Origin of the sequence: Pseudonocardia yuanmonensis (genome assembly GCF_039542425.1) — a bacterium.
GTDB lineage: Bacteria > Actinomycetota > Actinomycetes > Mycobacteriales > Pseudonocardiaceae > Pseudonocardia > Pseudonocardia yuanmonensis.
In genome coordinates this window covers 128,125-152,933 of record NZ_BAABIC010000002.1, presented here as the reverse complement: position 1 = coordinate 152,933, position 24,809 = coordinate 128,125, and the positions used below count along the sequence as shown (strand labels likewise).

General features: G+C 74.5%; 26 protein-coding genes. 17 read left to right on the top strand and 9 right to left on the bottom strand.

Translation table 11 applies throughout. The features are described from left to right. Nucleotides 1-86: 86 nt before the first annotated feature. Nucleotides 87-1,271 (bottom strand): hypothetical protein, encoded by a 1,185-nt coding sequence (locus tag ABD990_RS03100; RefSeq protein WP_345378173.1) that lies wholly within the window; start codon nt 1,269-1,271, stop codon nt 87-89. A 258-nt stretch (nt 1,272-1,529) separates the two neighbouring features. Here ABD990_RS03100 and ABD990_RS03095 point away from each other — a divergent pair, with 258 nt between their 5' ends. From ABD990_RS03095 to ABD990_RS03055, 9 genes are all read left to right on the top strand, one after another. Further along, nucleotides 1,530-2,786 (top strand): serine/threonine-protein kinase, encoded by a 1,257-nt coding sequence (locus ABD990_RS03095; protein WP_345378171.1) that lies wholly within the window; start codon nt 1,530-1,532, stop codon nt 2,784-2,786. A gap of 281 nt (nt 2,787-3,067) precedes the next feature. Further along, nucleotides 3,068-4,750, top strand: coding sequence for a nitrite/sulfite reductase (locus ABD990_RS03090; protein ID WP_345378170.1), 1,683 nt, complete (start codon nt 3,068-3,070; stop codon nt 4,748-4,750). Continuing rightward, complete coding sequence (locus ABD990_RS03085; protein WP_181782410.1) at nt 4,747-4,917, top strand: Insertion element protein; 171 nt, start codon at nt 4,747-4,749, stop codon at nt 4,915-4,917. Before ABD990_RS03090 ends, ABD990_RS03085 begins: the two co-directional genes overlap by 4 nt. Further along, nucleotides 4,914-5,618 carry a phosphoadenylyl-sulfate reductase gene (locus ABD990_RS03080; protein WP_345378165.1) on the top strand — a complete coding sequence of 235 codons (705 nt, stop codon included), beginning with the start codon at nt 4,914-4,916 and terminating at the stop codon, nt 5,616-5,618. Before ABD990_RS03085 ends, ABD990_RS03080 begins: the two co-directional genes overlap by 4 nt. Beyond that, nucleotides 5,615-6,529, top strand: a complete 915-nt coding sequence (cysD, locus tag ABD990_RS03075; RefSeq protein WP_345378164.1) for a sulfate adenylyltransferase subunit CysD — start codon at nt 5,615-5,617, stop codon at nt 6,527-6,529. Before ABD990_RS03080 ends, cysD begins: the two co-directional genes overlap by 4 nt. Before the next feature lie 2 nt (nt 6,530-6,531). Beyond that, nucleotides 6,532-7,809, top strand: a complete 1,278-nt coding sequence (locus tag ABD990_RS03070; protein ID WP_345378163.1) for a sulfate adenylyltransferase subunit 1 — start codon at nt 6,532-6,534, stop codon at nt 7,807-7,809. A gap of 183 nt (nt 7,810-7,992) precedes the next feature. Then, nucleotides 7,993-8,685 carry a sirohydrochlorin chelatase gene (locus ABD990_RS03065; RefSeq protein WP_345378162.1) on the top strand — a complete coding sequence of 231 codons (693 nt, stop codon included), beginning with the start codon at nt 7,993-7,995 and terminating at the stop codon, nt 8,683-8,685. 318 nt (nt 8,686-9,003) lie between these two features. Continuing rightward, a complete protein-coding gene (locus ABD990_RS03060) occupies nt 9,004-9,129 on the top strand; it encodes a hypothetical protein (protein WP_345378160.1) in 126 nt (41 codons plus the stop codon). Between the two features lie 93 nt (nt 9,130-9,222). Further along, a complete protein-coding gene (locus tag ABD990_RS03055; RefSeq protein ID WP_345378158.1) occupies nt 9,223-10,200 on the top strand; it encodes a sulfite exporter TauE/SafE family protein in 978 nt (325 codons plus the stop codon). 101 nt (nt 10,201-10,301) lie between these two features. On the opposite strand, the gene ABD990_RS03050 is transcribed toward ABD990_RS03055, so the two are convergent. Then, a complete protein-coding gene (locus ABD990_RS03050; protein ID WP_345378157.1) occupies nt 10,302-12,185 on the bottom strand; it encodes an FAD/NAD(P)-binding protein in 1,884 nt (627 codons plus the stop codon). A 230-nt stretch (nt 12,186-12,415) separates the two neighbouring features. Between ABD990_RS03050 and ABD990_RS03045 the strand changes: the two genes are divergently transcribed. The 3 genes from ABD990_RS03045 (at nt 12,416) to ABD990_RS03035 (ending at nt 15,034) form a co-directional block, all read left to right on the top strand. Then, on the top strand, nt 12,416-12,607 hold the full coding sequence (locus ABD990_RS03045; protein WP_345378155.1) for a hypothetical protein: 192 nt from the start codon (nt 12,416-12,418) through the stop codon (nt 12,605-12,607). Nucleotides 12,608-12,698: 91 nt separating this feature from the next. Beyond that, nucleotides 12,699-13,847 (top strand): hypothetical protein, encoded by a 1,149-nt coding sequence (locus ABD990_RS03040; RefSeq protein ID WP_345378154.1) that lies wholly within the window; start codon nt 12,699-12,701, stop codon nt 13,845-13,847. 95 nt (nt 13,848-13,942) lie between these two features. Further along, nucleotides 13,943-15,034, top strand: coding sequence for an LLM class flavin-dependent oxidoreductase (locus ABD990_RS03035; protein WP_345378153.1), 1,092 nt, complete (start codon nt 13,943-13,945; stop codon nt 15,032-15,034). Between the two features lie 16 nt (nt 15,035-15,050). Here ABD990_RS03035 and ABD990_RS03030 read toward each other — a convergent pair whose 3' ends face one another. The 3 genes from ABD990_RS03030 to ABD990_RS03020 form a co-directional block, all read right to left on the bottom strand. Then, nucleotides 15,051-16,424 carry a phenylacetate--CoA ligase family protein gene (locus tag ABD990_RS03030; protein ID WP_345378151.1) on the bottom strand — a complete coding sequence of 458 codons (1,374 nt, stop codon included), beginning with the start codon at nt 16,422-16,424 and terminating at the stop codon, nt 15,051-15,053. 40 nt (nt 16,425-16,464) lie between these two features. Next, nucleotides 16,465-17,325: an LLM class F420-dependent oxidoreductase gene (locus tag ABD990_RS03025; protein WP_345378150.1), complete on the bottom strand. Its 861-nt coding sequence runs from the start codon at nt 17,323-17,325 to the stop codon at nt 16,465-16,467. A gap of 103 nt (nt 17,326-17,428) precedes the next feature. Beyond that, the gene (locus tag ABD990_RS03020) at nt 17,429-17,821 is read right to left on the bottom strand and encodes a PaaI family thioesterase (protein ID WP_345378149.1); all 393 of its coding nucleotides are present in this window, start codon (nt 17,819-17,821) and stop codon (nt 17,429-17,431) included. Between the two features lie 88 nt (nt 17,822-17,909). Between ABD990_RS03020 and ABD990_RS03015 the strand changes: the two genes are divergently transcribed. Beyond that, nucleotides 17,910-18,710, top strand: a complete 801-nt coding sequence (locus tag ABD990_RS03015) for a helix-turn-helix domain-containing protein (protein WP_345378148.1) — start codon at nt 17,910-17,912, stop codon at nt 18,708-18,710. A 22-nt stretch (nt 18,711-18,732) separates the two neighbouring features. Here ABD990_RS03015 and ABD990_RS03010 read toward each other — a convergent pair whose 3' ends face one another. The 4 genes from ABD990_RS03010 to ABD990_RS02995 form a co-directional block, all read right to left on the bottom strand. After that, nucleotides 18,733-19,662, bottom strand: a complete 930-nt coding sequence (locus tag ABD990_RS03010) for an alpha/beta hydrolase (protein WP_345378147.1) — start codon at nt 19,660-19,662, stop codon at nt 18,733-18,735. A gap of 1 nt (nt 19,663) precedes the next feature. Beyond that, complete coding sequence (locus tag ABD990_RS03005) at nt 19,664-20,485, bottom strand: alpha/beta fold hydrolase (protein WP_345378146.1); 822 nt, start codon at nt 20,483-20,485, stop codon at nt 19,664-19,666. Further along, on the bottom strand, nt 20,482-21,720 hold the full coding sequence (locus ABD990_RS03000; protein ID WP_345378144.1) for an LLM class flavin-dependent oxidoreductase: 1,239 nt from the start codon (nt 21,718-21,720) through the stop codon (nt 20,482-20,484). The genes ABD990_RS03005 and ABD990_RS03000 overlap by 4 nt, the downstream gene beginning before the upstream one ends. Nucleotides 21,721-21,833: 113 nt before the next feature. Next, nucleotides 21,834-22,796, bottom strand: a complete 963-nt coding sequence (locus ABD990_RS02995; protein WP_345378143.1) for a helix-turn-helix domain-containing protein — start codon at nt 22,794-22,796, stop codon at nt 21,834-21,836. 117 nt (nt 22,797-22,913) lie between these two features. Between ABD990_RS02995 and ABD990_RS02990 the strand changes: the two genes are divergently transcribed. Genes ABD990_RS02990 through ABD990_RS02975 form a run of 4 tightly spaced genes read left to right on the top strand, consistent with a single transcriptional unit; the run spans nt 22,914 to nt 24,800 of the window. Further along, entirely contained in the window at nt 22,914-23,123 is a 210-nt protein-coding gene (locus ABD990_RS02990) for a DUF4177 domain-containing protein (protein WP_345378142.1), read from the top strand. Then, on the top strand, nt 23,120-23,542 hold the full coding sequence (locus tag ABD990_RS02985) for a VOC family protein (RefSeq protein ID WP_345378141.1): 423 nt from the start codon (nt 23,120-23,122) through the stop codon (nt 23,540-23,542). Before ABD990_RS02990 ends, ABD990_RS02985 begins: the two co-directional genes overlap by 4 nt. Before the next feature lie 13 nt (nt 23,543-23,555). Continuing rightward, nucleotides 23,556-23,990, top strand: coding sequence for an MmcQ/YjbR family DNA-binding protein (locus ABD990_RS02980; protein ID WP_345378140.1), 435 nt, complete (start codon nt 23,556-23,558; stop codon nt 23,988-23,990). Between the two features lie 39 nt (nt 23,991-24,029). Further along, nucleotides 24,030-24,800, top strand: coding sequence for an enoyl-CoA hydratase-related protein (locus tag ABD990_RS02975; protein ID WP_345378139.1), 771 nt, complete (start codon nt 24,030-24,032; stop codon nt 24,798-24,800). Nucleotides 24,801-24,809: the final 9 nt, after the last annotated feature.

Here is a 24,809-nt window from a genome sequence, read left to right as displayed (position 1 = left end):
CCGGAGCCGCCCCTGTGCCTGGTCGCCCCGGCGCCTGGTCGCTCGGGCGCCTGGTCGCTCGGGCGCCTGGTCGCCCCGGCGGCTGCTCAGCTCTGCGCCCGGTCCGCCCGGTCCGCCCGGTCCGCCCGGTCCGCCCGGTCCGCCCGGTCCGCCCGGTCCGCCCGGTGTCGTCCGGATCCGACCCGCTCGTCCGCGCGGAAGATCCAACGGCCGGTGGCCGAGGAGAGCCCGTCCTCCTCCGCTTCCGCCAGGTCGGCGGCCAGTTCGTCCTGCCGCTCCTGGGCGGCGGCTTCGTCGTGCCGCTCCTGGGAGGCGGCGCGCGGCTCCGCTCGGAGTTCGGCCTCGTCCGCGCGACGTTCGGCCCGCTCGACGCGCAGCTCGACCCGGCGCTCGGCCTGCTCCGCGGCGAGCTCGGCGCGTCGCTCGGCCTCGTCCGCGCGGTGTTGCGCGCGGTCCTCGCCCCGGTCGTCGACGGGGGCGTCGGCCGGGTCGGGGACGACGCGGCGGGGCCCGGGGTAGATGGGTTCCGGTTCCTGCGGGGTCGCGCCCGCCCGTCCGGGCGGCGGAACGAGCGGCGGCGGCGCGGCGATCGCCGGGCCGCCAGGAGCAGGGTCACCGGGTGCGGGCGCAGCCGGAGCGGGCGCAGCAGGAACGGGCGCAGCAGGAACGGGCGCAGCAGGAACGGGAGCAACGGGCGTGGGTCCGGCAGGAGCGGGCGCAGCCGGAGCGGGTGCGGGAGCGGCGGGACCGGCAGGAGCGGGAGCGGAGCCGCCGGCGGGCGGTGCCGAGCCGGTGCCGCCCGAGCCGCCCGGAGCCGCCCCACCCGGGGAGCCGGGCGCACCGCCGGACCCCGGGCCCGACGGCCCGCCGGAACCGGCCGAGCCCGAACCAGCCGAGCCCGAACCAGCTGATCCCCCGGAACCCCCGGGCGTCTCGGAGCCCACCGGTCCGGACCCGCCGGCACCCCGGTCGTCGGACCCCGGCCCGCCCGGAGAACCCGGAGACCCACCGCCGTCAGGCGGCGGAGACCCGTCCGGGGTCGGGCCCGCGGAGGGCGTGGAGGAGATGGTCGGCAGCGCGGTCGGCGTCCCCTCCCCCGGATCCTCGGTCGTGAGCGCGGCCCAGGTCGCCGCTCCGCCCACCCCGAGCACCCCGACGGTCGCGAGGGCCGCCAGCATCCCGCGCCGGCCGGGCCGCCGGGGCCGGCGTTCGCGACGCAGCAGTTCCCCGGCGGGGATCCGCCCGTGCGCGCGTCCGTGCCGCGGAGCCATGACCCTCCTTCCGCCGGCGCCCGGGTGCCCGCTCCCGGCCGTTCCGAATCACGGCGGATCATTCCGCCACGCGCGCCCGCGCGCGACCCCCGGCGCCCCGACACGACGCGAACGGGAGAACCTGAGAGATCGTCTCCGCCGTTCGGCCGCCGCCGATCTTCCCCGTGGGCGCGTGCGGAGCGGGCCGACCCGGATGGGGTACCAAGAACGCATCGCGCGGCCGTCGCCGCGACGGCGGCGGAGGAGGTCCCACACGGCATGGACAGCGGGACGGACACGGTGGAGGACCGGCTCGGCGAGCGGTACCGACTCGACGAGCTGATCGGCGTGGGCGGGACCGCACACGTCCACCGCGCGACGGACCTGCAGACCGGGCGCGCGGTGGCGGTCAAGGTGCTGCACCCCGGGATCGACGTCCGCCGGCTCGGCGTCCGGGGCCTCGACGAGGTGCCGCGCCACCCGGCGCTGGTCGAGGTCCTCGACAGCGGCGTCGACGGTGAGGGCGGCGAGGCCCGGGGCTACGTCGTCATGCAGCTGGTCGACGGCGGGTCGCTCGCCGACCTGGTCGAGCTCGGCCCCGTGCCGGCGGAGCGGGTGATCACGATCGGCACGGTGATCGCCGGCGCCCTCGCGCACCTGCACGCGCTCGGCGTGGTGCACCGCGACGTCAAGCCCGCGAACGTGCTGCTCGACCGCACCGGCCGCGCCTTCCTCGCGGACCTCGGCGTCGCCCGGCTGCTCGACGCCACCCGCGTCACGACGATGGGACTCGCCGTCGGGACGCCCGCCTACATGGCCCCCGAGCAGGTCCAGGGCCGGGAGGTCGGCCCGCCCGCCGACGTCTACGCCCTCGGCCTCGTCCTGCTGGAGGGGCTCACCGGCCGGCGCGAGTACGCGGGCGCGGCGCTGGAGTCGGCGGTCGCGCGCATCCACCGCCGCCCCGACGTGCCGCCGCACCTCGATCCCCCGCTGCGGACGCTGCTGATCGCGATGACGGCGGACGAGCCCACGGCCCGGCCGACGGCCGCCGAGGTCGCCGTGCGGCTCGGCGATCTCGCGGTCCACCCGGCGACCGCTCCGCTGCCCGCACCGACGGCCCCCGCCCGGCACCGGTCGCCGGCCTCCGCGCGACCGCGGCGACGGGTCCTGACCGCCCTCGCCGGCGGGGTCGCCGCCGCGGGCGGGCTCGTCGTCCTCGGCACCAGCCTGCTGTCCGGCCCGGATCCCGTCGCCCCCGCGGTCGCCGTGCCCACGCCCGCGCCCGCCGCGCCGGTCGAGCCGACCCTCCAGCCCGTCCCGCACCTCGCCACCGCCGCCGGGGACGCGCTCGAGCAGGCCACCCCGACCCCGGAGCCGGCCGCGCCCACCCGGGCCCCCCGCGTCGTGCTGCGGGACGAGGACGAGGACGAGGACTTCGAGGACTTCGAGGACCGCTTCGTCGACGAGGACGAGGACTTCGACCGGAGCAACGGCAACAACGGGAACGGCAACGGGAACGGACGGGGCCGGGGCTGACGCCGGTGCCCGTGCCCCTGATCGCTGTGAATCCCCTCCCAGCATCCGGGCGCCCGGTGGCCTTTCGTCCGGACACCGTGGCACCCTGGTGTCCGTGACTGCGCTGACCCTGCGCCTCGTGGCCCGACGCCACGTGGACCTGCACCGGGTGAACAGCGCGCTCTGTCGACGGTAGCGCCGCGCTGCGCCCTCGACCCCGTCAGACCAGGCTCCGGCCCCGCCGACATCCCGAACGTCCCGGCATGCCCGAGCCTCCTCCGAGCCCAGGAGCTCCCACCACCATGCCCACTTCCGCGCCCACGGACACCCCTGCCAAGCGCAAGCGCGGCGAAGGCCAGTGGAAGCTCGGTCACCGCGAGCCGCTGAACCCGAACGAGCGCAACAAGCGCGACGACGACGGGCTCAACGTCCGCGCGCGGATCGAGAACATCTACGCCAAGCGCGGCTTCGACTCGATCGACCCCTCCGACCTGCGCGGCCGGTTCCGCTGGTGGGGCCTCTACACCCAGCGCAAGCCGGGGATCGAGGGCGGCCGCACCGCCGCCCTGGAGCCCGAGGAGCTCGACGACCGCTACTTCATGCTCCGGGTCCGGTGCGACGGCGGCGCGCTGACCACCGAGCAGCTGCGGGTCCTGGGCGAGGTCAGCCAGCAGTACGCGCGCAACACCGCGGACATCACCGACCGGCAGAACATCCAGTACCACTGGATCCAGGTCGAGGACATGCCGGCGATCTGGGAGAAGATCGAGGGCGTCGGCCTGCTGACCACCGAGGCCTGCGGGGACACCCCGCGCGTGATCCTCGGCTCGCCCGTCGGCGGGATCGCGGCCGCCGACCCGATCGACCCGGAGCCGGCGATCCGCACCATCCTGGACCGCTACATCGGGTCCAAGGAGTTCTCGAACCTGCCCCGCAAGTTCAAGACGGCGATCTCCTGGCAGCAGGACGTCGCGCACGAGGTCAACGACGTCTCGTTCGTCGGCGTCGAGCACCCCGAGCACGGCCCCGGCTTCGACCTCTGGGTCGGCGGCGGGCTGTCCACGAACCCCAAGCTCGCGCAGCGGCTGGGCGCGTGGATCCCGCTCGACGAGATCCCGGACGTCTGGGCCGGGGTCGTCTCCGTGTTCCGGGACTACGGCTACCGACGGCTGCGGAACCGCGCCCGCCTCAAGTTCCTGATCTCCGACTGGGGCGCGGAGGAGTTCCGTCGGGTCCTCGAGGACGAGTACCTGGGTCGGAAGCTGATCGACGGGCCCGCCCCGGCGATCCCCGAGCGTCCGATCGACCACGTCGGCGTGCACAGGCAGGAGGACGGGGCGAACTACGTGGGGCTCGCGCCGGCGTCGGGGCGGGTGTCGGGCGACGTCCTCGTCGCGCTGGCCAAGGCCGCCGAGACCGCGGGCTCGCGCCGGGTCCGGCTCACGCCGCAGCAGAAGGTCGTCGTGCTCGACGTGCCGGACGCCGCCGTCGAGTCCTTCGTCGCCGAGGCCGAGGAGCTGGGCCTGCAGGCGAACCCCTCGCCGTGGCGCCGCGCGACCATGGCCTGCACCGGGATCGAGTTCTGCAAGCTCGCGATCGTCGAGACCAAGGAGCGGGCGGTCCGCCTGGTCACGGACCTCGAGGAGCGGCTCGCCGACGTCCAGGGCGACATCGACACCCCGGTCTCGATCCACCTCAACGGCTGCCCGAACTCCTGCGCCCGCACCCAGGTCGCCGACATCGGCCTCAAGGGCATGATCGTGCGGGACGCCGAGGGCGACCAGGTCGAGGGCTTCCAGGTGCACCTGGGCGGCGGGCTCGGCCTCGACGCCGGCTTCGGCCGCAAGCTCCGCGGGCTGAAGGTGACCAGCAAGGAGCTGGGCGAGTACGTCGAGCGCGTGGTGCGCAAGTACGTCGCGCAGCGCGAGCAGGGCGAGCGCTTCGCCCAGTGGGTGCTGCGCGCGGACGAGGCGGACCTCAAGTGACGTCCAGGGTCGTCCCGTACCACTGCCCCTACTGCGGCGAGGAAGATCTCTCCCCCGCCGAGCGTTCGGAGAAGGTGCCCGGTGCCGCGTGGTGGTGCGCGTCCTGCCTGCGCACCTTCGTCGTGACGTTCGTCGGCATCGGGGTTCCCGAAGGAGCAGACTCATGAGTGTTGCCACCGAGACGGACCTGCGCTCCCTCGCCGAGCAGGGCGCCGAGCGGCTGGGGCCGGACGCCACCGCCGAGCAGGTGCTCGCCTGGGCCGCGGAGACCTTCGGCGACCGCCTGATCGTCGCGTCGAACATGCAGGACGCCGTGCTGGTCGACCTGGCTGCGAAGGCCCGTCCCGGGGTGGAGATCCTCTTCCTGGAGACCGGCTACCACTTCGCCGAGACCATCGGGACGCGCGACGCGGTCGAGCAGGTCTACGACGTCCGGATGGTCAACGCGCAGGCGGCGCAGAGCGTCGCCGAGCAGGACGCCGCCGAGGGCAAGGACCTGTGGTCGCGCGACCCGAACCGGTGCTGCGCGCTGCGGAAGGTCGCGCCGCTGCAGGACACGCTCGCGAAGTACGACGCCTGGGTCACCGGCGTCCGGCGCGTCGAGGCCCCCACGCGCGCGAACACCCCCCTGGTCACCTACGACGAGAAGTTCGGGCTGGTCAAGATCAACCCGATCGCGGCGTGGAGCGACGAGGACATGGAGAAGTACATCGCCGACCACGGGATCCTGGTGAACCCGCTGGTCGGGGCGGGGTACCCGAGCATCGGCTGCGCCCCCTGCACCGCCAAGCCCCTCCCCGGGGCCGACCCGCGCAGCGGCCGCTGGGCGGGCACGTCGAAGATCGAATGCGGGCTGCACGTCTCATGACGACACTCGAGAAGAAGGCCACGCTCGACGCGCTCGACGCGCTCGAGTCCGAGTCCATCCACATCTTCCGCGAGGTCGCGGGCGAGTTCGACCGCCCGGTGATCCTGTTCTCCGGCGGCAAGGACTCCACCCTGCTGGTGCACCTGGCGGTCAAGGCGTTCGCGCCGGCGCCGGTGCCGTTCCCGTTGCTGCACGTCGACACCGGGCACAACTTCGACGAGGTCATCGACTTCCGGGACACCATCGTCGAGCGCCTGGGCCTGCGGCTCGAGGTCGCGAAGGTCCAGGACTACATCGACGACGGCCGGCTGGTCGAGCGCGCGGACGGCACCCGCAACCCGCTGCAGACCCAGCCGCTGCTCGACGCGATCGTCGAGCACAGGTTCGACGCCGTGTTCGGCGGCGGGCGCCGGGACGAGGAGCGGGCGCGCGCCAAGGAGCGGATCATGTCGCTCCGGGACGCGTTCGGCCGCTGGGACCCGCGCAAGCAGCGGCCCGAGCTGTGGAACCTCTACAACGGCCGGCACGCCCCCGGCGAGCACGTCCGGGTGTTCCCGATCTCGAACTGGACCGAGCTGGACGTCTGGCGCTACATCCAGCGCGAGCAGATCGAGCTGCCGAGCATCTACTACGCGCACGAGCGCGAGGTCTACCGGCGGGACGGCATGTGGCTGGCCGAGGGCCCGTGGGGCGGCCCACGGGGCGCCGAGACCCTCGAGAAGAAGTCGGTCCGCTACCGCACGGTGGGCGACGGCTCCTGCACCGGCGCGGTCGAGTCCACCGCGACCTCCCTCGACGAGATCATCGCCGAGGTCACCGCCTCCCGGCTCACCGAGCGCGGCGCCACCCGCGCCGACGACCGCCTCTCCGAGGCCGCCATGGAGGACCGCAAGCGCGAGGGGTACTTCTGATCATGGGCAAGGATCTCCTCCGGTTCGCGACGGCCGGCTCCGTCGACGACGGCAAGTCCACCCTGGTCGGGCGGCTGCTCTACGACACCAAGTCCGTCCTCGCCGACCAGATCGAGGCCGTGCGGCGCGCGTCCGTCGACAAGGGACTGGCCACACCGGACCTGTCTCTGCTGGTCGACGGCCTGCGCGCCGAGCGCGAGCAGGGCATCACGATCGACGTCGCGTACCGGTACTTCGGCACCCCGACCCGCGAGTTCGTGCTCGCGGACACCCCGGGGCACGTCCAGTACACGCGCAACACCGTCACCGGCGCCTCCACGGCGGAGCTGGCCGTGCTGCTCGTCGACGCCCGCAACGGGATCGTCGAGCAGACCCGCCGGCACGCCACCGTGCTCGCGATGCTGCGCGTCCCGCGGCTCGTCCTGGCGATCAACAAGATCGACCTGGTCGGGTACGACGAGGAGACGCTGCGGGCCATCGAGAAGGAGTTCACCGGGCTGGCCAGGTCGCTCGGGTTCGCCGACGACGCCGTCCAGACGATCCCGGTGTCCGCGCTGGTCGGGGACAACGTCGTCGAGCGCTCGGCGCACACGCCCTGGTACGACGGGCCGACGCTGCTCGGGCACCTCGAGTCCGTCCCCGTCGTCGGACCGGAGGTGGCCAAGCCCTTCCGGATGCCGGTGCAGTACGTGATCCGCCCGCGGACCGAGGAACTGCACGACTACCGGGGGTACGCCGGTCAGATCGCGGCGGGCACGGTCGCGCCCGGCGACAGGGTGGTCGTGTTGCCCGAGGGCCGCGAGACGACCGTGACCCACGTGGACACCGCCGACGGGCCGCTCGACGAGGGCACCGCCGGACGGTCGGTCACGATCCGGCTCGCCGACGACATCGACATCTCGCGCGGGGACATGCTCGTCGCCGCCGACGCGCAGCCGACGGTGACGGGCGAGATCGACGCGACCCTGTGCTGGCTGAGCGACAAGCCGTTGCGCGCCAACGCCCGGCTGCTGCTCAAGCACGGCACCCGCACCACGCAGGTGATCGTGGGCGCGCCCGAGTCGAAGATCGACACGGACACGCTGACCGAGGTCGAGGCGTCCACCCTGGAGCTCAACGACATCGGCCGCGCCACCCTGCGCACCGCGGACCCGCTGCCCGTCGACGACTACGCCGACATCCGTGCCACCGGCAGCTTCCTGCTGATCGACCCGCCGACGGGCAACACGCTCGCCGCCGGCCTGGTCGGCACGCCGCTGGCGCTCGGCCCCGCCCTCTGACCCGCGGGTCGGGAGCTCCTGCACCGCGGGTGGGAGCTCCCGGACCGCGAGTCGCGCTCCGGGCTCCCGCGAGTCGGGCTCTGAGCTTCCGCGAGTCGCGCTCCGGGCTCCCGCGAGTCGCGCTCTGAACTTCCGCGAGTCGCGCCGCGAGCCGAACAGCCGAGTACACGAACCGAGGACGTCATGACCAGCCCCACGCTCGTCGCCGTCGCGCACGGCAGCCGGGACCCGCGGTCCGCGGCGACCGTGCGGGCGCTCGTCGACGTCGTGCGCTCGCGCGCGCCGGGGCTCGACGTCCGGCCCGCCTTCCTCGACTTCGACGAACCGGGGTTCGGCGAGGTGCTGGCCGGCCTGGACCGGCCCGCCGTCGTGGTGCCGCTGCTGCTCGGCTCGGCGTACCACGCGCGCGTCGACATCCCGGCCGTGATCGAGGAGTCCGGGGCACCCGACGTCCGGATCGCCGACGTCCTCGGGCCCGATCCCGCCCTGCTCGACGTCGCCGCCGAAAGGCTCGCGGCGCTCGGGCTCGCTCCCGGCGACCCGGGCCTGGGGCTCGTGCTCGCCGGAACGGGCTCGTCGCACCAGGCGGCCAACGCCGTCGTGCACCGGCTGGCGCAGCGGTGGCCGCGGACGGTCGCCGCCTTCGCCACCGCCTCCCCCGGCGTCGCCGACGCCGTCGTGGAGCTGCGGGCCGGCGGTGCCCGCCGCGTCGCCGTCGCGTCCTGGTTCCTCGCCCCCGGACGCCTGCTCGACCGGGTGCACGAGCACGCCGGCGGCACCCCCGTCGCCGAGGCGCTCGGGGCGCACCCCGCGATCGCCGACGTCGTCCTGGCCCGCTACCACGCCGCCGCAGCCCTGCTCCCCGCCGCAGCCTGACCTCGCCCCCGGCTCACGATCACCGCCTGCGGTGCATGCCGGCCATGTGTGGCCGCGAGGTACGCAGCCGGTGATCATGAACGACCCACCCCCGAATGTCCGGTCCCACGCGACTTCCTCTGGGACGCGAACCGGACAGGTCGACGGACAGGTCTGAGAGGCTGACCACGCCGATCAGCGGAGGCGATCACCGGACGCCGCGTCTTCCCACGTCAGCACCGTCGTCGCCGACCTGCGACTTCGTCCGGACATTTGCCGCTGCTCCCGCATCACGGACGCCCGGTTGTCCCCGTCCGCCGCGGATCGCACGATGGGGTCGTGCCCGCCGACGACCTGCGCCCGACCCCCTCGGGCGCCTTCGCCGTGCGGCCCCTCCGGGTCACGGACCTGGAGCTGTTCTGGCCGTCCCGTCGCGGCCACGCCTTCGACGAGTTCTGTCGCTGACCCTCGTCGTCGCCTCCCCTGCTCGACCGCGCCGCGCCCCCGGCCGCTCCGCCGTGCCCTCGCGCGCGCCCACCACCGCGAGAGAACTCCGCAATGCGCACCCTGATCGTCTTCGCCCTGGTCGGCCTCGGCGCCCAGCTCGTGGACGGCGCCCTCGGCATGGCCTACGGCGTCACGTCCTCCTCGCTGCTGCTGATCGCCGGCGTGAACCCGGCCGCCGCGAGCGCCTCCGTGCACCTGGCCGAGGTGGGCACCACCGTCGCCGCCGGCGCCGCGCACTGGCGCTTCGGCAACGTGGACTGGAAGCTCGTGCTCCGCCTCGGCGTGCCGGGCGCGATCGGCGCCTTCCTCGGCGCCACCGTGCTGTCGGCGCTGTCCACCGAGGACGCCGCACCGATCATGTCCGGCATCCTGCTGGCCCTGGGCGTCTACATCCTGCTGCGCTTCTCGATCCGCCCGCCCCGCGAGGCGACGGCCCGCCGCTCGCCGCACCGGTCGAAGTTCCTGTCGCCGCTGGGTCTCGTGGCCGGATTCGTCGACGCCACCGGCGGCGGCGGGTGGGGTCCCGTCGCGACGCCCGCCCTGCTGACGGCCGGCAAGACCGCGCCCCGCACGGTGATCGGGTCCGTCGACACCTCGGAGTTCCTGGTCGCGATCTTCGCGAGCCTCGGGTTCCTGCTCGGGCTGGGCAGCGCCGTCCTCGACCCGTGGACCATCGGCGGGCTGCTGCTCGGCGGGCTGGTCGCGGCGCCGATCGCGGCCTGGCTGGTCACGAAGATCCCCGCGCCGGTGCTGGGCACCGCGGTCGGCGGCATCATCGTCTTCACCAACGCCCGGACGATCCTGAACGCGCTCGACGTCCCCGGCCCGGTGCTCGTCGCGGCCCACGTGCTGATCGTGGCGGCCTGGGTCGCCGCGGTCGCCGTCGCGGTGCAGCGGCTCCGCCGCACCCGCGCCGCCGCCGTGCAGCCGGTCCCCGAGGGCCGCGAGCTGGCCGGGGCGACGGCCGGCGGGTCGACCGAGCGGATCCCCTCGGACGCAACCCCGCGCCCCCTCCCCGACGAGGACTGAACAAACCCCACCCGACGCGAACGGCACTTTCGCTCACTAGATGTGAGCGAAAGTGCCGTTCGTCTGTTCCGGGGCGGGCGGTGTGCCAGGGGCGGGCCGGGTCAGGCGGCGGCGCTGCGCGCACCCGGCAGGGACAGCAGGACGGCGCGGGCGACGGCGTCGTTGTAGCGCAGGCTCTGCGCGTTCATCCCGGGCCGGGTGAAGGCGCCCGCGACCTTGACCGTGGTGTGCGGGCCGACGGCGAAGCGCTGCCCGTGGGCGTTGCCGGCGGCGTCGATCAGCGCCCCGTCGGCCGGCCGCACCCGCACCAGCCCGGTGCGCCGCAGCACCGCGCCCGACTCGTCCCGCAGGACCTCCTCGGACACCTCGCCGGCGGCGCGCAGGGTGGCCAGCAGCGGGTCCGCGGTCCGCTCCACGCTGGGGTCGGGCAGCCGGGCGTCGATGAGGATCGTCGACCGGACCGGCGGCGCCCCGGCGAGCGTGCTGCTGCCGGCGCGGAACCCGTCGTCGTCGAGGTCGACCCACATGCCCGGGCCCAGGAACTGCACGAACCCGGCCTCGGACAGCGCCAGCAGCTGGCGCACCCGGAACCCGGGCGGGCCGCTCGCGACCGAGTTGAAGAAGCCCTGCCACCACGGGACGTCGCGCGCCCGCGAGGCGGCGGAGAGCAGGCCGGCGCCCTGCACCCGGGTGATCTCGCCGTAGACGGCGAGCATGGCCGTGAACGCCCCGAGGTGCGGGGTGTGCCGCTCGTCCGTGTGCTGGCGCAGGTCCTCGGCGATCCGGGCGCGGACCAGCGGCTGCAGCTCCTCCAGCGACCCGGCGGCGAGCCCGTCGAAGGGTCGGTCCAGCGCCGCGAAGTCGATCCGGTCGACGGGGTCGGGGACGGCCGACGCGAGCAGCCCCGCCATCTCCGGGGAGTCCCAGTCCAGGGCGGCGTAGCGCGGCTCGAACTCGGTCCACGGCAGCGTGACCAGCTCGGGGTGGCCCAGGAACAGCTCGTGGTACCAGCCGAAGGCGATCTCCTTGGCCATCAGCGGCCAGAGGTCGCGGCGCAGGTCGAGCGGCCGCGGCAGCGCGTCGACGACCGCCGACGTGAGGAACCGCGGCACCGGCGGGCGGCCCGCGCGCAGCTGGTAGTGCGTCTTGGAGTGGTAGGGGGCGCCGCGCGGCGAGCCGGCGACCAGCCGTGGCTCGCGGCCCGACGGCACGTAGGTCAGCCCGTCCGGGCCCTCCTCGAACCGGCCGCCGCGGCCCTCGAACAGCAGCACCACGAGGTCGATGAACGCCAGGCCGAGCCCGCGGGCGACGACCGTCTCCCCCGGCTCGACGATCGAGAGGTCCGAGTCCGTGGTCTGCTCCGGCGGGAGGTAGCGCAGCCCGCGGGCGGTGGCGGCGTCGAGCAGGGCCTGCTCGTCCGCCGCGGGGGTGGCGTCGAGGTGCCCCGACGCGAGCACGACGGCGTCGACCGTCAGTGCGGGCTCCCCCTCGATCGCGAGCACCTGCCGGCCGGCGCGCTCGGTCAGGCCGGTGGCGCGGGCGGGGTGGACGTGTACCCGGACGGTGTCGGGCAGGGCGGCGACGACGGCGCGCAGCACGGCCGCGAGGTAGCGGCTCTGCAGCCGGCGGCTCGGGAAGGTCGACGCGGTGACGGCGCGCAGCTCGGCCGCCAGCTCCGGCGGCCAGTCGGCGAGGTCCTCCTCGGTGAGCCCCTGGGCCCACTCCCAGAACGACGGGCCGGGGATAATCGGCCCGTCGCAGACCACGGAGTCGTCCGTGTACATGGTGACGTCCGCGGCCATCGAGTTCATCGCGAGCAGGGGGGACTGCGCGTCCCGCCAGATCCGTCCGGCACCCGCCGGGTAGGGGTCGACCAGGTGGACGTCCAGGGCGTCGCGGAAGAGCTCGGGCGCGCTGGCCGAGATCCGCTCGAGGATCCCCACGCCGCGCGGGCCGGCCCCGACGATCGCGATGGCGGTGCTCATCGTCCTCCCGGGCACACGTCTCGGCCTTTGCGCTGTACAGCGTCCGCGACCAGCGCGGCTATTCCCGGGGTCCTGCCCCCGCCGTGGGGTGGGGTGCACCCCACATCCGGAACGGGGGGCGACGACCGGTTCGCGGGGGTTGACTCGCTCGTCCCGCTCCGCGCGGATCGGCACAGTTCTCGGCACCGGAGGCCCCGCACGGGGGCCTCCACCGACCCGAGGAGCACATCATGCCGTGGGCCAGCAGCTACACCGTCGAGTACAGCGAGGGCTACTACGACGAGGAGGAGACCGAGGAGGTCGAGGAGACCTCGGAGGAGGACGAGGGCTTCGAGGAGGTGTCGTCCACGGACGACGAGGACGAGACCTTCGACGAGGCGTCCACCGAGGACGACGGCTGCGACGAGTACTACGACGTCTGACCGGCCCGGCCGGCCCGTTCCGCGGGCCGGCCGGACCGCACCACCCCCTGCACCCGAGCACGACCGCAGCGCCGCACCCGAGGAGCCGGAGATGAGCGCCCCCACCCGCAGCCCCGCCGCCGAGGCCGCCGAGCTCCTGTCCGAGACCCTCGAGGGTGCCGAGGCCAACGACCGCGAGGACCTGATCCGCCGCCTGCGCCGGGCCCGCGAGGCGCTCCGGCTCGCCCGCAACACCGAGCGCGAGGCCGCCGCCGTGCGCACGGCGGGCGAGGAGACCGACCGCGCCCTCGCCTCCCTCGGCGCCGACCTGCGCTTCCGCCGCGCCGCCCTCGCCGACCCCGCCCGCGCGAACCGGCTGCGCGCGGAGTTCGCCCGCGCGCGTACCCGGTCCGAGCACGAGCGCGCACTCGCCCGGGAGTGGCCGCAGCTCCTCGCCGACGGCTTCGCCACCCTCGGCTCGGACGCCGAGTTCGCCGTCCGCACCGCGTCCCGTGCCGTGCTCGCCGAGACCGAGGCCGCCCTGGCCGCGTCCGACCCGCGCAGGGACCGCGCCCGGCTCGAGGAGCAGCTCCGGACCCGCCTGGTCGCGGAGGCCGACCGGGCCCGCGGCCAGGCCCGGGACACCGTCTCCGCGCTCGCCGACCGCCTCGGCCGGCACCTCGAGCTCGACACCCCGCTCGAGGTCCCGGCGCTGCCGATGGTGACCCCCGCCGCGCTCGTCGACGGCCTCGCGCCGCCCCCGGCGTCGTCGGGCGGCGGCCGCCTCCCGGTGCCCGCCCGCATGGTCGGGATCGTCATGCCCTCCTACGGCGGGATCATGATGGCCTTCGTGCTGACCAGGATCATGGGCATCCACCTGCCGCTGTGGCTCCTGATCACCGGGGCCGTGACGGCCGCGCTCGCGCTGGGCGGCTCCGCGGTGATGGCGGAGCGCAAGCGCGCCCTCGACCGCCGCCGTCAGGAGGCCCGCGCGGGCTTCCGCGCCGTGGTCGACGAGTTCCAGATCGTGCTGGTCAAGCAGCTGCGGGACGCCTCCCGGACCGCTCAGACCGCGTTGCGCCGCGCGGCCGGTGCCGCGGTGACCGCCCGGGAGAAGGCGACCACGGAGCAGCTCGAGGCCGTGCGCCGCAGCGTCGACGAGCTGCGCGACACCGGCCGGGCCGTGCGGGCCGTCGACAGCGACCTGGCGTCGGTCGCCGACCTGCGCCGCCGTGCGCGCCGGCTCGCCGAGAGCGCCTGAGGCGACACGCGGGGAATGCGCGGAGGGGAACACGCCGGGCCCCGGCGGCCTTGTGCCGAGGGAGAGCCGACTCCCGCCCGCGAAGGAGCACGCCAATGCCCGTGGAGTTCCTCGGCATCGGAGCGACGAACGACGGCACCGAGACCCGTCCGCGCTCCGGCCCCGCGTTCGACCCCGCGTTCACCCTCGCCCTGGCCCGGGCGCACGAGGAGACCGGCTGGGACCGCGTCCTCACGGCGTACTCGTCGGGCAGCCCGGACCCGGCGCAGGCCGCGGCGTACATCGCGGACCACACCGAGCGGCTGCAGCTGCTGCTCGCCCACCGGCCCAACGTCTCCTACCCGACCTTCACGGCGAAGACCGTCGCCACGCTCGACGCGATGTCCGGCGGCCGGCTCACCCTGCACGTCATCACGGGTGGCAACGACCACGAGCAGCAGCGCGAGGGCGACGTCCTGCCGAAGGACCGCCGCTACGACCGCACGCGCGAGGCGATCCAGATCCTCAAGCGGGCGTGGACGGAGAGGGAGCCGTGGGACTTCCACGGCGAGCACTACGACTTCTCGGACTTCGTGCTCGACGTCGAGCCCGTGCAGAAGCCGCGGCCCCGGATCTCCTTCGGCGGCTCCTCCCCCGCCGCCTACAAGGTCGGCGCCGAGGAGGCCGACATCTACGCGCTCTGGGGCGAGCCGCTGGCCGGGACCGCCGAGCAGATCACGACGATCACCCAGCTCGCCAAGGAGGCCGGCCGCCCGGCGCCGACCTTCCAGGTCGCCTTCCGCCCGATCCTCGGCCGGACCGAGGAGGAGGCCTGGGAGAAGGCGCACGCGACCGTCGCGCGGATCCGCGAGCGGACGGCCGGCGGGCGGCAGCTCACCCGCCGGCACAAGCTCACCGACCCGGAGAACGCCGGCTCGCAGCGGTTGCTCGCCAGCGCCGCCGAGGGCGAGCGGCACGACCGGGCGCTCTGGACGGTGACGGCGGCGGCCACCGGCGGCGCCGGCAACTCGACGGCGCTGGTGGGGACGCCGGAGACCGTGGCGGCGGCGCTCATGGACTACTACGACCTGGGCGTCCGGATCCTGTCCGCCCGCGGCTACGACCTGCTCGAGGACGCGAAGGAGTTCGGCCGCGAGGTCATTCCGCTCGTTCGCCAGGAGGTCGCGAGGCGCGACGCCGCGGCCTGAGTGCGCACGCGTTGCGCTATCTCAGCGGGACGAAGCGGGAGAGCTTGCCCGTGGCGGCGTGCCGCGGGATCCGGTCGACGGTGCGGACGGTGATCGCGGCGTCGGGGAGGCCGTAGGGCTGCAGCGCCTCCACCAGGGCCGCGGTCACCGTCGGGACGTCCGGCGACCCGACCACCAGCACGTCCGCGCCGTCCGCGGTCTGGTGCACCTGGTACTCCGAGATCAGCGGGTCGGTGCCCAGGACGTACCGGAACGCGCTGGCCGGGACCAGGAGCGTCCCGTAGTGGAAGTCGTCGTCGCGCCGCCCGGCCACGGCGGCGACCCGCGGCATCGCGCTCCCGCACGGGCACGGCCCGGGGAGCAGCGTGACCTCGTCGCCGAGGTCGTAGCGGACGAACGGGAACGTGCGGCCCGCCAACCCCGTCGCGAGGGTGCGCGCCGCGGGCTCGCCGGGCCCGACCGGGCGCCCGTCCGCGTCGACCCGCTCGAGGACGACCTCGTCCTCCGAGACGTGCAGGCCGTCGCCCTGCCCGCACCCGACCGCCTGCACGCCGATCTCGGTCGAGCCCCAGAGGTTGTGCACGGGCGCGCCCCACGCCGCGGCGATGGCGGCCCGGTCCTCGTCCGTCAGCGGCTCGGAGTTGGTGCTCACCCGGACCGGCCGGACGTCGAGCTCCCCGGCGAGCGTGGCCCGGGCGAGCCGGCCGATCACGGAGGCGTAGCCCACCAGCGCGGTCGGCCCGGCGTCGGCCACGGCCTTGCTGACGTCGTCGAACGGCGCCGCGGCGGGGATCACGACGGTCTCCGTCGCCGGGTCGGTCGGCACGTCGAAGAGCGGCGTGCTGGCGTGCGGCGGCCCGCCGGCCGACAGCACCGCCAGCCGCGCCGGACCGCCGGTCCCGGCGGCCCGGTCCGCCCGGGCCTGCCAGCGCCACGCCAGGCACGCGAGCGTGACGAACTGCTCCCAGTCCCACACGTACACGCCCCGCACACCGCTGGACCCGCCCGAGCTGAACACCTGGTGCCCCGCGGGCGTGTAGGAGAACCAGCGCTGCTCGGCGAGCACCCGCTCGGCGCCGGCGCGGTCCAGCCCGGGGGTGGTGACGACGGCGTCCCACTCCTCCTGGGCCTCCCGCTTGGTCATCACGGGCAGCCGGGCGAGGTCGGCGACGGTCGCCGTGGCCGGGTCGACCTCGCCCATCCGGGCCGCGTGGAAGGGCGACCGCTCGCGCGCCCACCCGAGCAACGCGCGCAGCCGCTCGGTCCGGTGCCGTTCGATCCGCTCGGGCGGCCAGTCGAGCCGCGCGACGTGGTCCTCGAGCGCGGCCCGCACCGCGCTCAGGTGCGCGGCGCGGAGCCGCTGGTACACCGCGCGATCTCCGTCGTCCATCGGGACAGTGTGGGACCTCCCGGCCCGCCCGGGAAGCGGTCTACAGCTCCGCGACCGCCGGGACGACCTCCTTGCCCAGCACGCGCAGCGGCTCGAGCTCGGAGACCCCCGGCACCATGCCGTGGTACTCCTGCACCCCGAGCGCGGCGAGCTCGGTCAGCCGCTCGACGAGCGCCGGCGGGTCGCTCGGGTCGAGCGGGCCCATGACCGTCTTCTCGATCTCGGCGTAGTCGCGGCCGACCTCCTCGCAGTGCCGCCGCAGCACGTCGAACTTGTGCGGCAGGTCAGGGCCGGCGAACAGGTTGCAGGCGTTCGCGTACTGCGCGACCAGCCGCAACGTCTTCTTCTCGCCCCCGCCGCCGATGAGGATCGGCGGGTGCGGGCGGGTCAGCGACTGCGGCACGTTCAGCGTGCGCTCGAGCCGGTAGTGCGTGCCCTCGAACGGGCCCTCGTCGTCGCTCCACATCTGCAGGCAGATGCGCAGCGTCTCCTCCAGCCGCTCGAACCGCTCGGCGGTCGGCGGGAAGAACAGGCCGAGGCCACGGGCCTCCTCGTCGTTCCACGCGGCGCCGATGCCGAGCCACGCGCGGCCCTTCGACAGCACGTCCAGGGTGGTGACGAGCTTGGCGAGCAGGCCGGGGTCGCGGTAGCTGACCGCGGTGACCCACGCCAGCAGCTCGACGCGCTCGGTGCGCGCGGCCAGGTAGCCCAGCGTCGTGTACGCCTCCAGCATGTCGTTCTCGATCGGCCCGACGGGCCGGATCTGCCAGACGTGGTCCATCACGCTGACCCGCGCGATCCCGGCCTCCTCGGCCGTGACGGCGATCCGGGTGAGGTCGTCGGCGAGGCCCTGCGGGCCGCTCGGGTAGGTGAAGTCCGCGATGTGCAGGCCGAGTTTCACGCGCTCTCCTCACAGGTGGATGGTCCTCCGGTTACGACGCTAGCCGCGCCGGGCCCGGCGCGCCCGGTCCGAGCCTGGCCCCGTCGGTAACCACCCTGGGCGCCTACAACACCGCCTGCGACTGGGTCACCCGCGCGGTGAGCCGGCCCCGGTCGTCGGTCACGTCGACCACCACCACGATCGCCGTGCGCCCCGCGTGCAGGACCCGGGCGGCGGCCTCGACCGCGCCCGCGGTGACCGGCCGCAGGAAGTGCGTCGACGACGACGTGGTCGCCGTCCCCGAGGCCCCCTCCGGCAGGTTGAGGAAGCCGGCCCAGCCGCCGGCGGCGTCGGCGAGCGCGAGGGTGGCGCCGCCGTGCAGCAGCCCGCCGCTGGTGCAGCGCTCGGGGGTCCACTCCAGCCGCAGTCGCACCTCGTCGCGGTCGGCGGCGACCGCCGTCGCGCCCAGGGTCCTCGTGAACGGCATGGCGGCGTACATCTGCTCGGTCAGGTCCATGTCCCGGACTCTCGCGCGCGGGCGTGCGGTCGCGCCATTACCTCCGAGGTCATCGCCCGGCCGCGCCCGGCTTCGTATCGTTCGGGTCATGACAGCGGTGACGGTCCCGGTCGAGACGGCCTTCGGCGGCCTGCTGCGGGAGTGGCGGCAGCGCCGCCGGCTCACCCAGCTGGACCTCGGCAACAAGGCCGAGGTGTCCGCGCGGCACCTGTCGTTCCTGGAGACGGGGCGCTCCCGGCCCAGCCGGGAGATGGTGCTGCACCTGTCCGAGGAGCTGGACCTGCCGTTGCGCGCCCGCAACGAGCTGCTGGTCGCGGCCGGGTTCGCGCCCGCCTACTCGCAGCACTCGCTGCACTCGTCGGAGATGGCCGAGGTGCACCGCTCGCTCAACCGGCTGCTGGCGGCGCACGACCCCTTCCCCGCCGTCCTGGTCGACGGGCAGTGGGACATGATCGACGCCAACACGGCCGTCACGGTGTTCGTCGAGCTGGTGGACCCGGGCCTGCTCGAGCCGCCGGCCAACGTGCTGCGGCTCGCCCTGCACCCGCGCGGGCTCGCCCGCTACGTCGAGGGCCTCGACGAGTACGCCGCCCACCTCGTCTCGCGGCTGCGCCGGCAGGCCGACCGCTCGGCCGATCCGGCGCTGGGCGCCCTGCTCGACGAGCTGGTGGGGCACTGCCGCACCCTCGGCCTCGACCCGGACGCCCATCCCCGCAACCGGGTCGTGCTGCCGCTGCGGCTGCGCCACCCCGACGGGCTGCTGACCTTCTTCTCGACGGTCTCGGTGCTGGGCGCGCCGCTGGACATCACCCTGGAGGAGGTCGCGGTGGAGTCCTTCTTCCCCGCCGACGCCCCCAGCGCCGACTACCTGCGCAGGCGCTTCGGGTAGGTCGGCGGCGGGGGCGGGGTGCTCAGGCGAGGGCGGAGCGCAGGGCGTCGCCGGCCTTGTCGAGGGTCTCGCGGGCCTTGTCGAGCACCCCGGCCATCTGGAAGAAGCCGTGGATCATGCCGTCGACCGGCAGCAGCTGCGCGTCGACGCCGGCCTCCCGCAGCTTCCCGACGTACGCGGCGCCCTGGTCGCGCAGCGGGTCGAACTCGGCGGTGATCACCAGGGCCGGCGGCAGGCCGCTCAGGTCCTCGGCCCGGCCGGGCGAGACCCGCGGGTCCAGGCCGTCGTCCGGCGAGTTCAGGTAGCAGCCGAGGAACCACTCGATCCAGGCCCGGGACAGCAGCGGGCCGAGCGCGTTCTCCCGCATGGACGGGCTGTCGTCGAAGCGGTCGGTGGCCGGGTAGACCAGCAGCTGGAACGCGATCGGCGGCCCGCCCTGCTTCTTCGCCAGCTGCGCGACGACGGCCGCGAGGTTCCCGCCGGCGCTGTCCCCGCCGACCGCGAGCCGCGCCGGGTCGCCGCCGTGGTCGCCGATCTTCTCGGCGGCCCAGGTCAGTGCGGCGTAGGCGTCGTCGACCGCGGCCGGGAAGCGGTGCTCGGGTGCGAGCCGGTAGTCCACCGCCGCGACCAGGCAGCCCGCCCGCGCGGCGAGCGCACGGCAGAGTGCGTCGTGGCTGTCCAGGTTGCCGATCACCCAGCCGCCGCCGTGGTAGTAGACGAGCACGGGCAGCGGCCCGTCGCCCGGCGGGACGTACACGCGGACGGGGATCTCGCCGTCCGGCCCCGGCGCGCTGGTGTCCTCGACGCGGGCGAGCTCCGCGGGCGGCCCGGCGAGCCCGGCCAGGTCGTCGATCATCGCCCGGTTCTCGGCGACGGTCATGCTCTCCGGCGCCTTCGCGCCCTGCTCGGCCATCTGCGCGAGCAGGGCCTCGATCTGCGGGTCGAGCGGCATGTCAGGAAGGTCCTTCCAGGAACGGGAGCACCTGCGCCAGGACGGCACCGGTCTGTTCGAGCTGCGGGAGGTGTCCCGCGTCCGGCACCAGGGCCAGCCGCGAGTCCCGCAGGCGCGAGGTGAACTCCTCGGCGTAGGCGGGGTCGACGAGCCGGTCCTGCTCCCCCCAGACGAGCAGGGTCGGCGCGCTCACCCGGTGGATGCGCCGGGACAGGCCCTTGTCCGGGAGCGGCCAGATGAAGTGCAGGATGCTGGCCATCCGCATCGCGGCCTCGAACAGCGCCTGCGGGTCGTCGGCGGGTGGGCTGAGCGTGGCCGCGAGCGGGCCCTCCGGGTCGGCCAGCACCAGCTGCGGCAGCGTCTCCGGCGGGATGCCCGCGATGTCCGGCACCGGATGGTCCTCGCGCCAGAACCCGACGGGGCACAGCAGGACCAGCCGGGAGACCCGGCGCGGCGAGTTGGCGGCCAGCTCCGCGGCGACCATGCCGCCGAAGGAGTGCCCGACGACGCGGACGGCGTCGAGCCCGAGGGCGTCGAGCAGCTCGTCGTAGAAGAGGACGAGCTCCCACAGGCCGGGCAGGTGGTCGAGGTCCTCGGAGACGTTGGCGCCGGGGTGCTCGACCGCGTAGACGGTGTGCCGGCGGGCCAGCTCCTCCAGGAACGGGTCCCAGAACAGCCCGCCGGCGCCGTGCAGGAACAGCAGGGGTTCGCCGGTGCCGGCGACCAGCACGCGGGCCGCGATGGGTCCGACCTGGACGATCCGCTCGTCGACCGGGGACTCGGTGGTGGACTGCACTGCCGACTCGCTCGCGAGCTCGCTCATGCCTGGACTCCCGTCACCGCTCGGCTGGCCGCACCGGACGGCCACCACTCGTGTGTCCAGCCCTCGGCGTCCCAGATGTGCCGGATCCGCGGCATGACCTCCTCGGCGAACAGCGTGATGTTCTTCTTCGTCAGCTCGTGCGGCATCGAGCCGATCTGCAGCAGGGCGTGCAGGTTGCCCACCCGCAGGGTCTTGGCGACCTCGATCAGCCGGTCGGCCACGGTGGACGGGCTGCCGGCGATGATGAAGCCCTCCTCGTTGAGCGTCTTCCAGTTCTTCTCCAGCGCCGCGGCCGCGGCGATCGCGCCCGGCTGGTTCGTCTTGATCGCGAACTCGGTGGACTTGCGCGTGCGGTAGCCCGGCGCCTCGAAGAAGTAGGACGGGATGTGCAGGCACTTGTTGAAGAAGTACGTGACGTGCTCGAGGTACTCCTGCTCGGCCCGCTCGTCCGTCTCGGACACGCAGATCTGCTGCGCGAACCCCGCGCGGAACGGGTTCCGGTCGACGCCGAGCTCGTCCATCTTCGCCCAGAAGCCGTCCATCAGCTTCTTGCCGAACTTGGCGCCGAAGAAGGACAGGTAGCTGTAGGTGTAGTTCTTCGCCGCCGCCAGCTCCCACGTCTCGACGGACCCGCCGCCGGCCAGCCAGACGGGCGGGTGCGGCTTCTGCAGCGGCTGCGGCCACGGGTTGACGTAGCGCAGCTGGTTGTAGCGGCCGTTGAAGGTGAAGGGCCCGGGCCGCGTCCAGGCCTGCGTGATCAGCTCCTCGGCCTCGCGGAACCGCGGCCGGGTCTGGGTCGGCGGGATGCCGTAGCAGAAGTTGACGTCCATCGAGGTGCCGACGGGGAAGCCGGCGGCCAGGCGCCCGTTGGAGAGGACGTCGAGCATCGCGAACTCCTCCGCCACCCGGGTGGCGGGCGAGTACAGGGCGAGGGTGTTGCCCAGCACCATGATCGCGGAGTTGTTGGGCGTGCGCCGGGCCAGCGCGGCGGCCATGAGGTTCGGCGAGGCCATGAAGCCGTAGCCGTTCTGGTGGTGCTCGTTCACCCCGACTCCGTCGAAGCCGAGCCGGTCGGCCAGCTCCAGCTCGTCGAGGTTCCACTGGTAGTACTGCGCGACCTTCCTCGGGTCGCACAGCTCGGTGTTCGGCGGGGTGATCCAGATGCTCTCGTAGCGCTGCTCGAAGTCGGCCGGGAGGTCCCGGTAGGGCATGAGATGGAAGAAGATCGACCGCATCGGCTCTCCACATCGTCGGGGTGATCCGGGTCACCTCGATCCTGCGGAGCGCGGGGCGGCCGAGTCATGCACCTGCCTGCCGGAATCCGGCCGTTCCCTGCCAGCGGAGCCGGTCATCGGCGCTGGGCCGCCCGGTAGGCGCTCGGCGACGTGCCGAAGCGGGCACGGAAGGCCCGGGAGAAGTGGCTGGAGTCGCTGAAGCCCCAGGTCCTGGCGATCAGCGCGACGGGCTCGGAGCCGGCGGCCAGCTCGGCGCGCGCCCGCAGCAGCCGTCGGCCACGGACGTGGGCGCCGACCGTGTCGCCCGAGGACTCGAACGCCCGGTACACCGTGCGCACCGACACCCCGTGCGCGGCCGCGATCGCCGCGGGCGTGATCTCCTCGCCGAGGTGGCGGTCGATCCACGCCTCCATCGCCGCGCGCAGCCCGGGCCCCTGCGGCGCGTCACCGGTGGCCCGGACCAGGCCCGCGACCAGCTCCAACGTGGCGTTGCGGGCCGCCGCGACGGCGGCGGGCGGCAGCTCCCCCGACCCGGCCAGCAGGTCGAGGTAGGCGACGAGCAGGCGCGCCGCGGGGTCCGCCCCGTCGAGCGGCCGGGGCCCGATCGTCCAGCCCCGCCCCAGGACCTCGTCGAGCGCGGACCGCCGGGTGATCAGGGTGCGCTTGGCGAAGCGCCCGCGGACCGAGAAGCGGGCGGGCAGGCGGCCCTCCCAGACCAGCAGGTCACCCGGGCGGAGCCGGCGCCCGTCCCCGCCCTGCAGCACGAGCTCGCCACCCGAGCGCGTCACCAGGACGCCGACGAGGTCCTCGTCCGTGCTGCCGATCCGGGAGCGGGCGCGCACGCCGTCGCAGGGGTCGGACTCGCAGTCGACGAGCTCGAGATCGCCGATCCGCCGTCGTCGCACGACGCCGTGGAAGGGCCGCGCCGGCCGGCCTGCGGCGAACCGCAGCGCCATGGGCGCGTGCGCCTCCGAGACGACCTGCTCCCAGAGCTCCTCGCGGTCCCGCTCGGGCACCCCCACGAGCGAGTACTCCTGGGTGCCGTCGGTGTCGGAGCCGGTGCACACGGCGGTCACGGGCGTCTCCCTCCGCGCCGGCCGACCTCGGCGTCGGCGGCGTCGGCCCCATCATGGCTTCCTGCGGAACGTTCGTGAATGCCCCGCCCGGACCCGGCCGCTGGCATGCTCGGACGCATGGCACGGCGATTCGAGTACAAGGTGGTCCAGCTCCGCGAGGGGATGATCGGGGGCAAGCTCTCCGCGGACAAGCTGGAGAAGGTGCTCAACAACGAGGCCGCCGACGGCTGGCAGCTGAGGACGATCACGAGCGCGGACGTCAAGGGGCGCATCGGGCCGGGCGGGGTCGAGGGCCTGCTCGTCACCTTCGAGCGGCCCGTCGGATGAGTGCGCGCCCGCCCTTCCACCTCGCGATCCCGGTCGACGACATCGACGCGGCCCGGCGCTTCTACGGCGAGGTCCTGGGCTTCCCGCGCGGGCGCTCGTCCGAGGCCTGGACCGACTGGGACGTGCACGGCCACCAGGTCGTCACGCACCTGGTCCCCGGGCACCGCGGGGTCGCCGGCGGCAACCCGGTCGACGGGCACGAGGTCCCGGTCCCGCACTTCGGCGTGGTCCTGCCGGTCCCGGAGTTCGCCGCGCTGGCCGAGCGGGTGCGGGCGGCGGGCGTGGAGTTCGTGATCGAGCCGTACGTCCGGTTCGCGGGCGAGCCGGGTGAGCAGCACACGATGTTCTTCCTCGACCCGGCCGGCAACGCGCTGGAGTTCAAGGCCTTCGCGGACCTGGACCAGCTGTTCGCGGTCTGACAGCATCCGCCGGGTGGCTCCTGCAGCGCGGACCCGCCCGGCCCGGGTCGAGGACGTCCACGAGCTGGCCGCCGGGATGCCGCACGTCACGCGCGTGGACGGAAACGCCGGCAACGCGGTGTACCAGGTGGGCGGCAAGTCGTTCGTCTTCTTCCGCACGCCCCGGCCCGACGCCGTCGACCCCGACACCGGCGAACGCTACGACGACGTGATCGTCTTCTGGGTCGGCGGGGACGAGGACAAGACCGCGCTGGTCCAGGACCCGGACTCGCCCTTCTTCACCACGCCGCACTTCAACGGCCACCCGTCCGTGCTGCTGCGGGCCTCGCGCCTGCACGAGATCGGCCGCGACGAGCTGGCCGAGATCGTGCAGGACGCCTGGCTGTCCCGCGCCTCGCCCAAGCGGGCGCGGGACTGGCTCGCGGCCCACGGCACCGCCGACGCCTGAGCCGGTGCCCGCGGGGGAGGGGCTGGGTAGGGTCCGGGCGTGAGCGAACTCGTGCACCGCGACATCGCCGACGGCGTCGCGACGATCACCCTCGACTCCCCCGCCAACCGCAACGCGCTGTCCGCGCAGCTGCGTCGCGAGCTGATCGGGCACCTCGACGCCGCGATCGCCGACGAGGACGCGCGGGTGATCGTGCTGACCCACACCGGCACCGTCTTCTGCGCGGGCATGGACCTCAAGGAGTCCAGGGGGAAGAGCGCCGAGAAGCAGGGCATCAACGAGGTCCCCCGGATCCTCGAGACGATCTGGACCTCCCCCACGCCCGTCGTCGCCCGGCTCACCGGCCCGGCCCGCGCCGGCGGCGTCGGCCTGGTCGCCGCCTGCGACATCGCGATCGCCGCCGACACCACCACCTTCGCCTTCACCGAGGTCCGCCTCGGCGTGGTTCCCGCGGTCATCTCCGTGACCGTGCTCCCCCGGCTGCTGCCCCGCGCCGCGCACGAGCTCTTCCTCACCGGCGAGACCTTCGACGCCCCCCGCGCCGCGTCCATCGGGCTGCTGAACCGGGCCGTTCCCGCCGACCGGGTCGACGCCGAGGTCACCCGCTACGTCGAGATGCTCCGCCTCGGCGCACCCGGCGCCCTCGCCGGCGTCAAGGACCTGCTGCACCGCGAACGCCCCAGCTCCCTGTCCGACGACTTCGCCGAGATGAACGCCCTGTCCGCGGACTACTTCGCCGGCGAGGAGGGCCAGGAGGGCATCCGCGCCTTCGGCGAGAAGCGCAAGCCCAGCTGGGTCACCCCCGGCTGAGCCGCGCGG

Bases quoted from the DNA above. Each gene is read 5' to 3' on its own strand.
- ABD990_RS03070 (WP_345378163.1), top strand. From the start codon at position 6,532: ATGGGCAAGGATCTCCTCCGGTTCGCGACGGCCGGCTCCGTCGACGAC.
- ABD990_RS03050 (WP_345378157.1), bottom strand. From the start codon at position 12,185: ATGAGCACCGCCATCGCGATCGTCGGGGCCGGCCCGCGCGGCGTGGGG.
- ABD990_RS03095 (WP_345378171.1), top strand. From the start codon at position 1,530: ATGGACAGCGGGACGGACACGGTGGAGGACCGGCTCGGCGAGCGGTAC.
- ABD990_RS03100 (WP_345378173.1), bottom strand. From the start codon at position 1,271: ATGGCTCCGCGGCACGGACGCGCGCACGGGCGGATCCCCGCCGGGGAA.
- ABD990_RS03000 (WP_345378144.1), bottom strand. From the start codon at position 21,720: ATGCGGTCGATCTTCTTCCATCTCATGCCCTACCGGGACCTCCCGGCC.
- ABD990_RS03005 (WP_345378146.1), bottom strand. From the start codon at position 20,485: ATGAGCGAGCTCGCGAGCGAGTCGGCAGTGCAGTCCACCACCGAGTCC.
- ABD990_RS03090 (WP_345378170.1), top strand. From the start codon at position 3,068: ATGCCCACTTCCGCGCCCACGGACACCCCTGCCAAGCGCAAGCGCGGC.
- ABD990_RS03065 (WP_345378162.1), top strand. From the start codon at position 7,993: ATGACCAGCCCCACGCTCGTCGCCGTCGCGCACGGCAGCCGGGACCCG.
- ABD990_RS03020 (WP_345378149.1), bottom strand. From the start codon at position 17,821: ATGGACCTGACCGAGCAGATGTACGCCGCCATGCCGTTCACGAGGACC.
- ABD990_RS03055 (WP_345378158.1), top strand. From the start codon at position 9,223: ATGCGCACCCTGATCGTCTTCGCCCTGGTCGGCCTCGGCGCCCAGCTC.
- ABD990_RS03015 (WP_345378148.1), top strand. From the start codon at position 17,910: ATGACAGCGGTGACGGTCCCGGTCGAGACGGCCTTCGGCGGCCTGCTG.
- ABD990_RS03010 (WP_345378147.1), bottom strand. From the start codon at position 19,662: ATGCCGCTCGACCCGCAGATCGAGGCCCTGCTCGCGCAGATGGCCGAG.
- ABD990_RS03030 (WP_345378151.1), bottom strand. From the start codon at position 16,424: ATGGACGACGGAGATCGCGCGGTGTACCAGCGGCTCCGCGCCGCGCAC.
- ABD990_RS03080 (WP_345378165.1), top strand. From the start codon at position 4,914: ATGAGTGTTGCCACCGAGACGGACCTGCGCTCCCTCGCCGAGCAGGGC.
- ABD990_RS02990 (WP_345378142.1), top strand. From the start codon at position 22,914: ATGGCACGGCGATTCGAGTACAAGGTGGTCCAGCTCCGCGAGGGGATG.
- ABD990_RS02985 (WP_345378141.1), top strand. From the start codon at position 23,120: ATGAGTGCGCGCCCGCCCTTCCACCTCGCGATCCCGGTCGACGACATC.
- ABD990_RS03035 (WP_345378153.1), top strand. From the start codon at position 13,943: ATGCCCGTGGAGTTCCTCGGCATCGGAGCGACGAACGACGGCACCGAG.
- cysD (WP_345378164.1), top strand. From the start codon at position 5,615: ATGACGACACTCGAGAAGAAGGCCACGCTCGACGCGCTCGACGCGCTC.
- ABD990_RS03045 (WP_345378155.1), top strand. From the start codon at position 12,416: ATGCCGTGGGCCAGCAGCTACACCGTCGAGTACAGCGAGGGCTACTAC.
- ABD990_RS03040 (WP_345378154.1), top strand. From the start codon at position 12,699: ATGAGCGCCCCCACCCGCAGCCCCGCCGCCGAGGCCGCCGAGCTCCTG.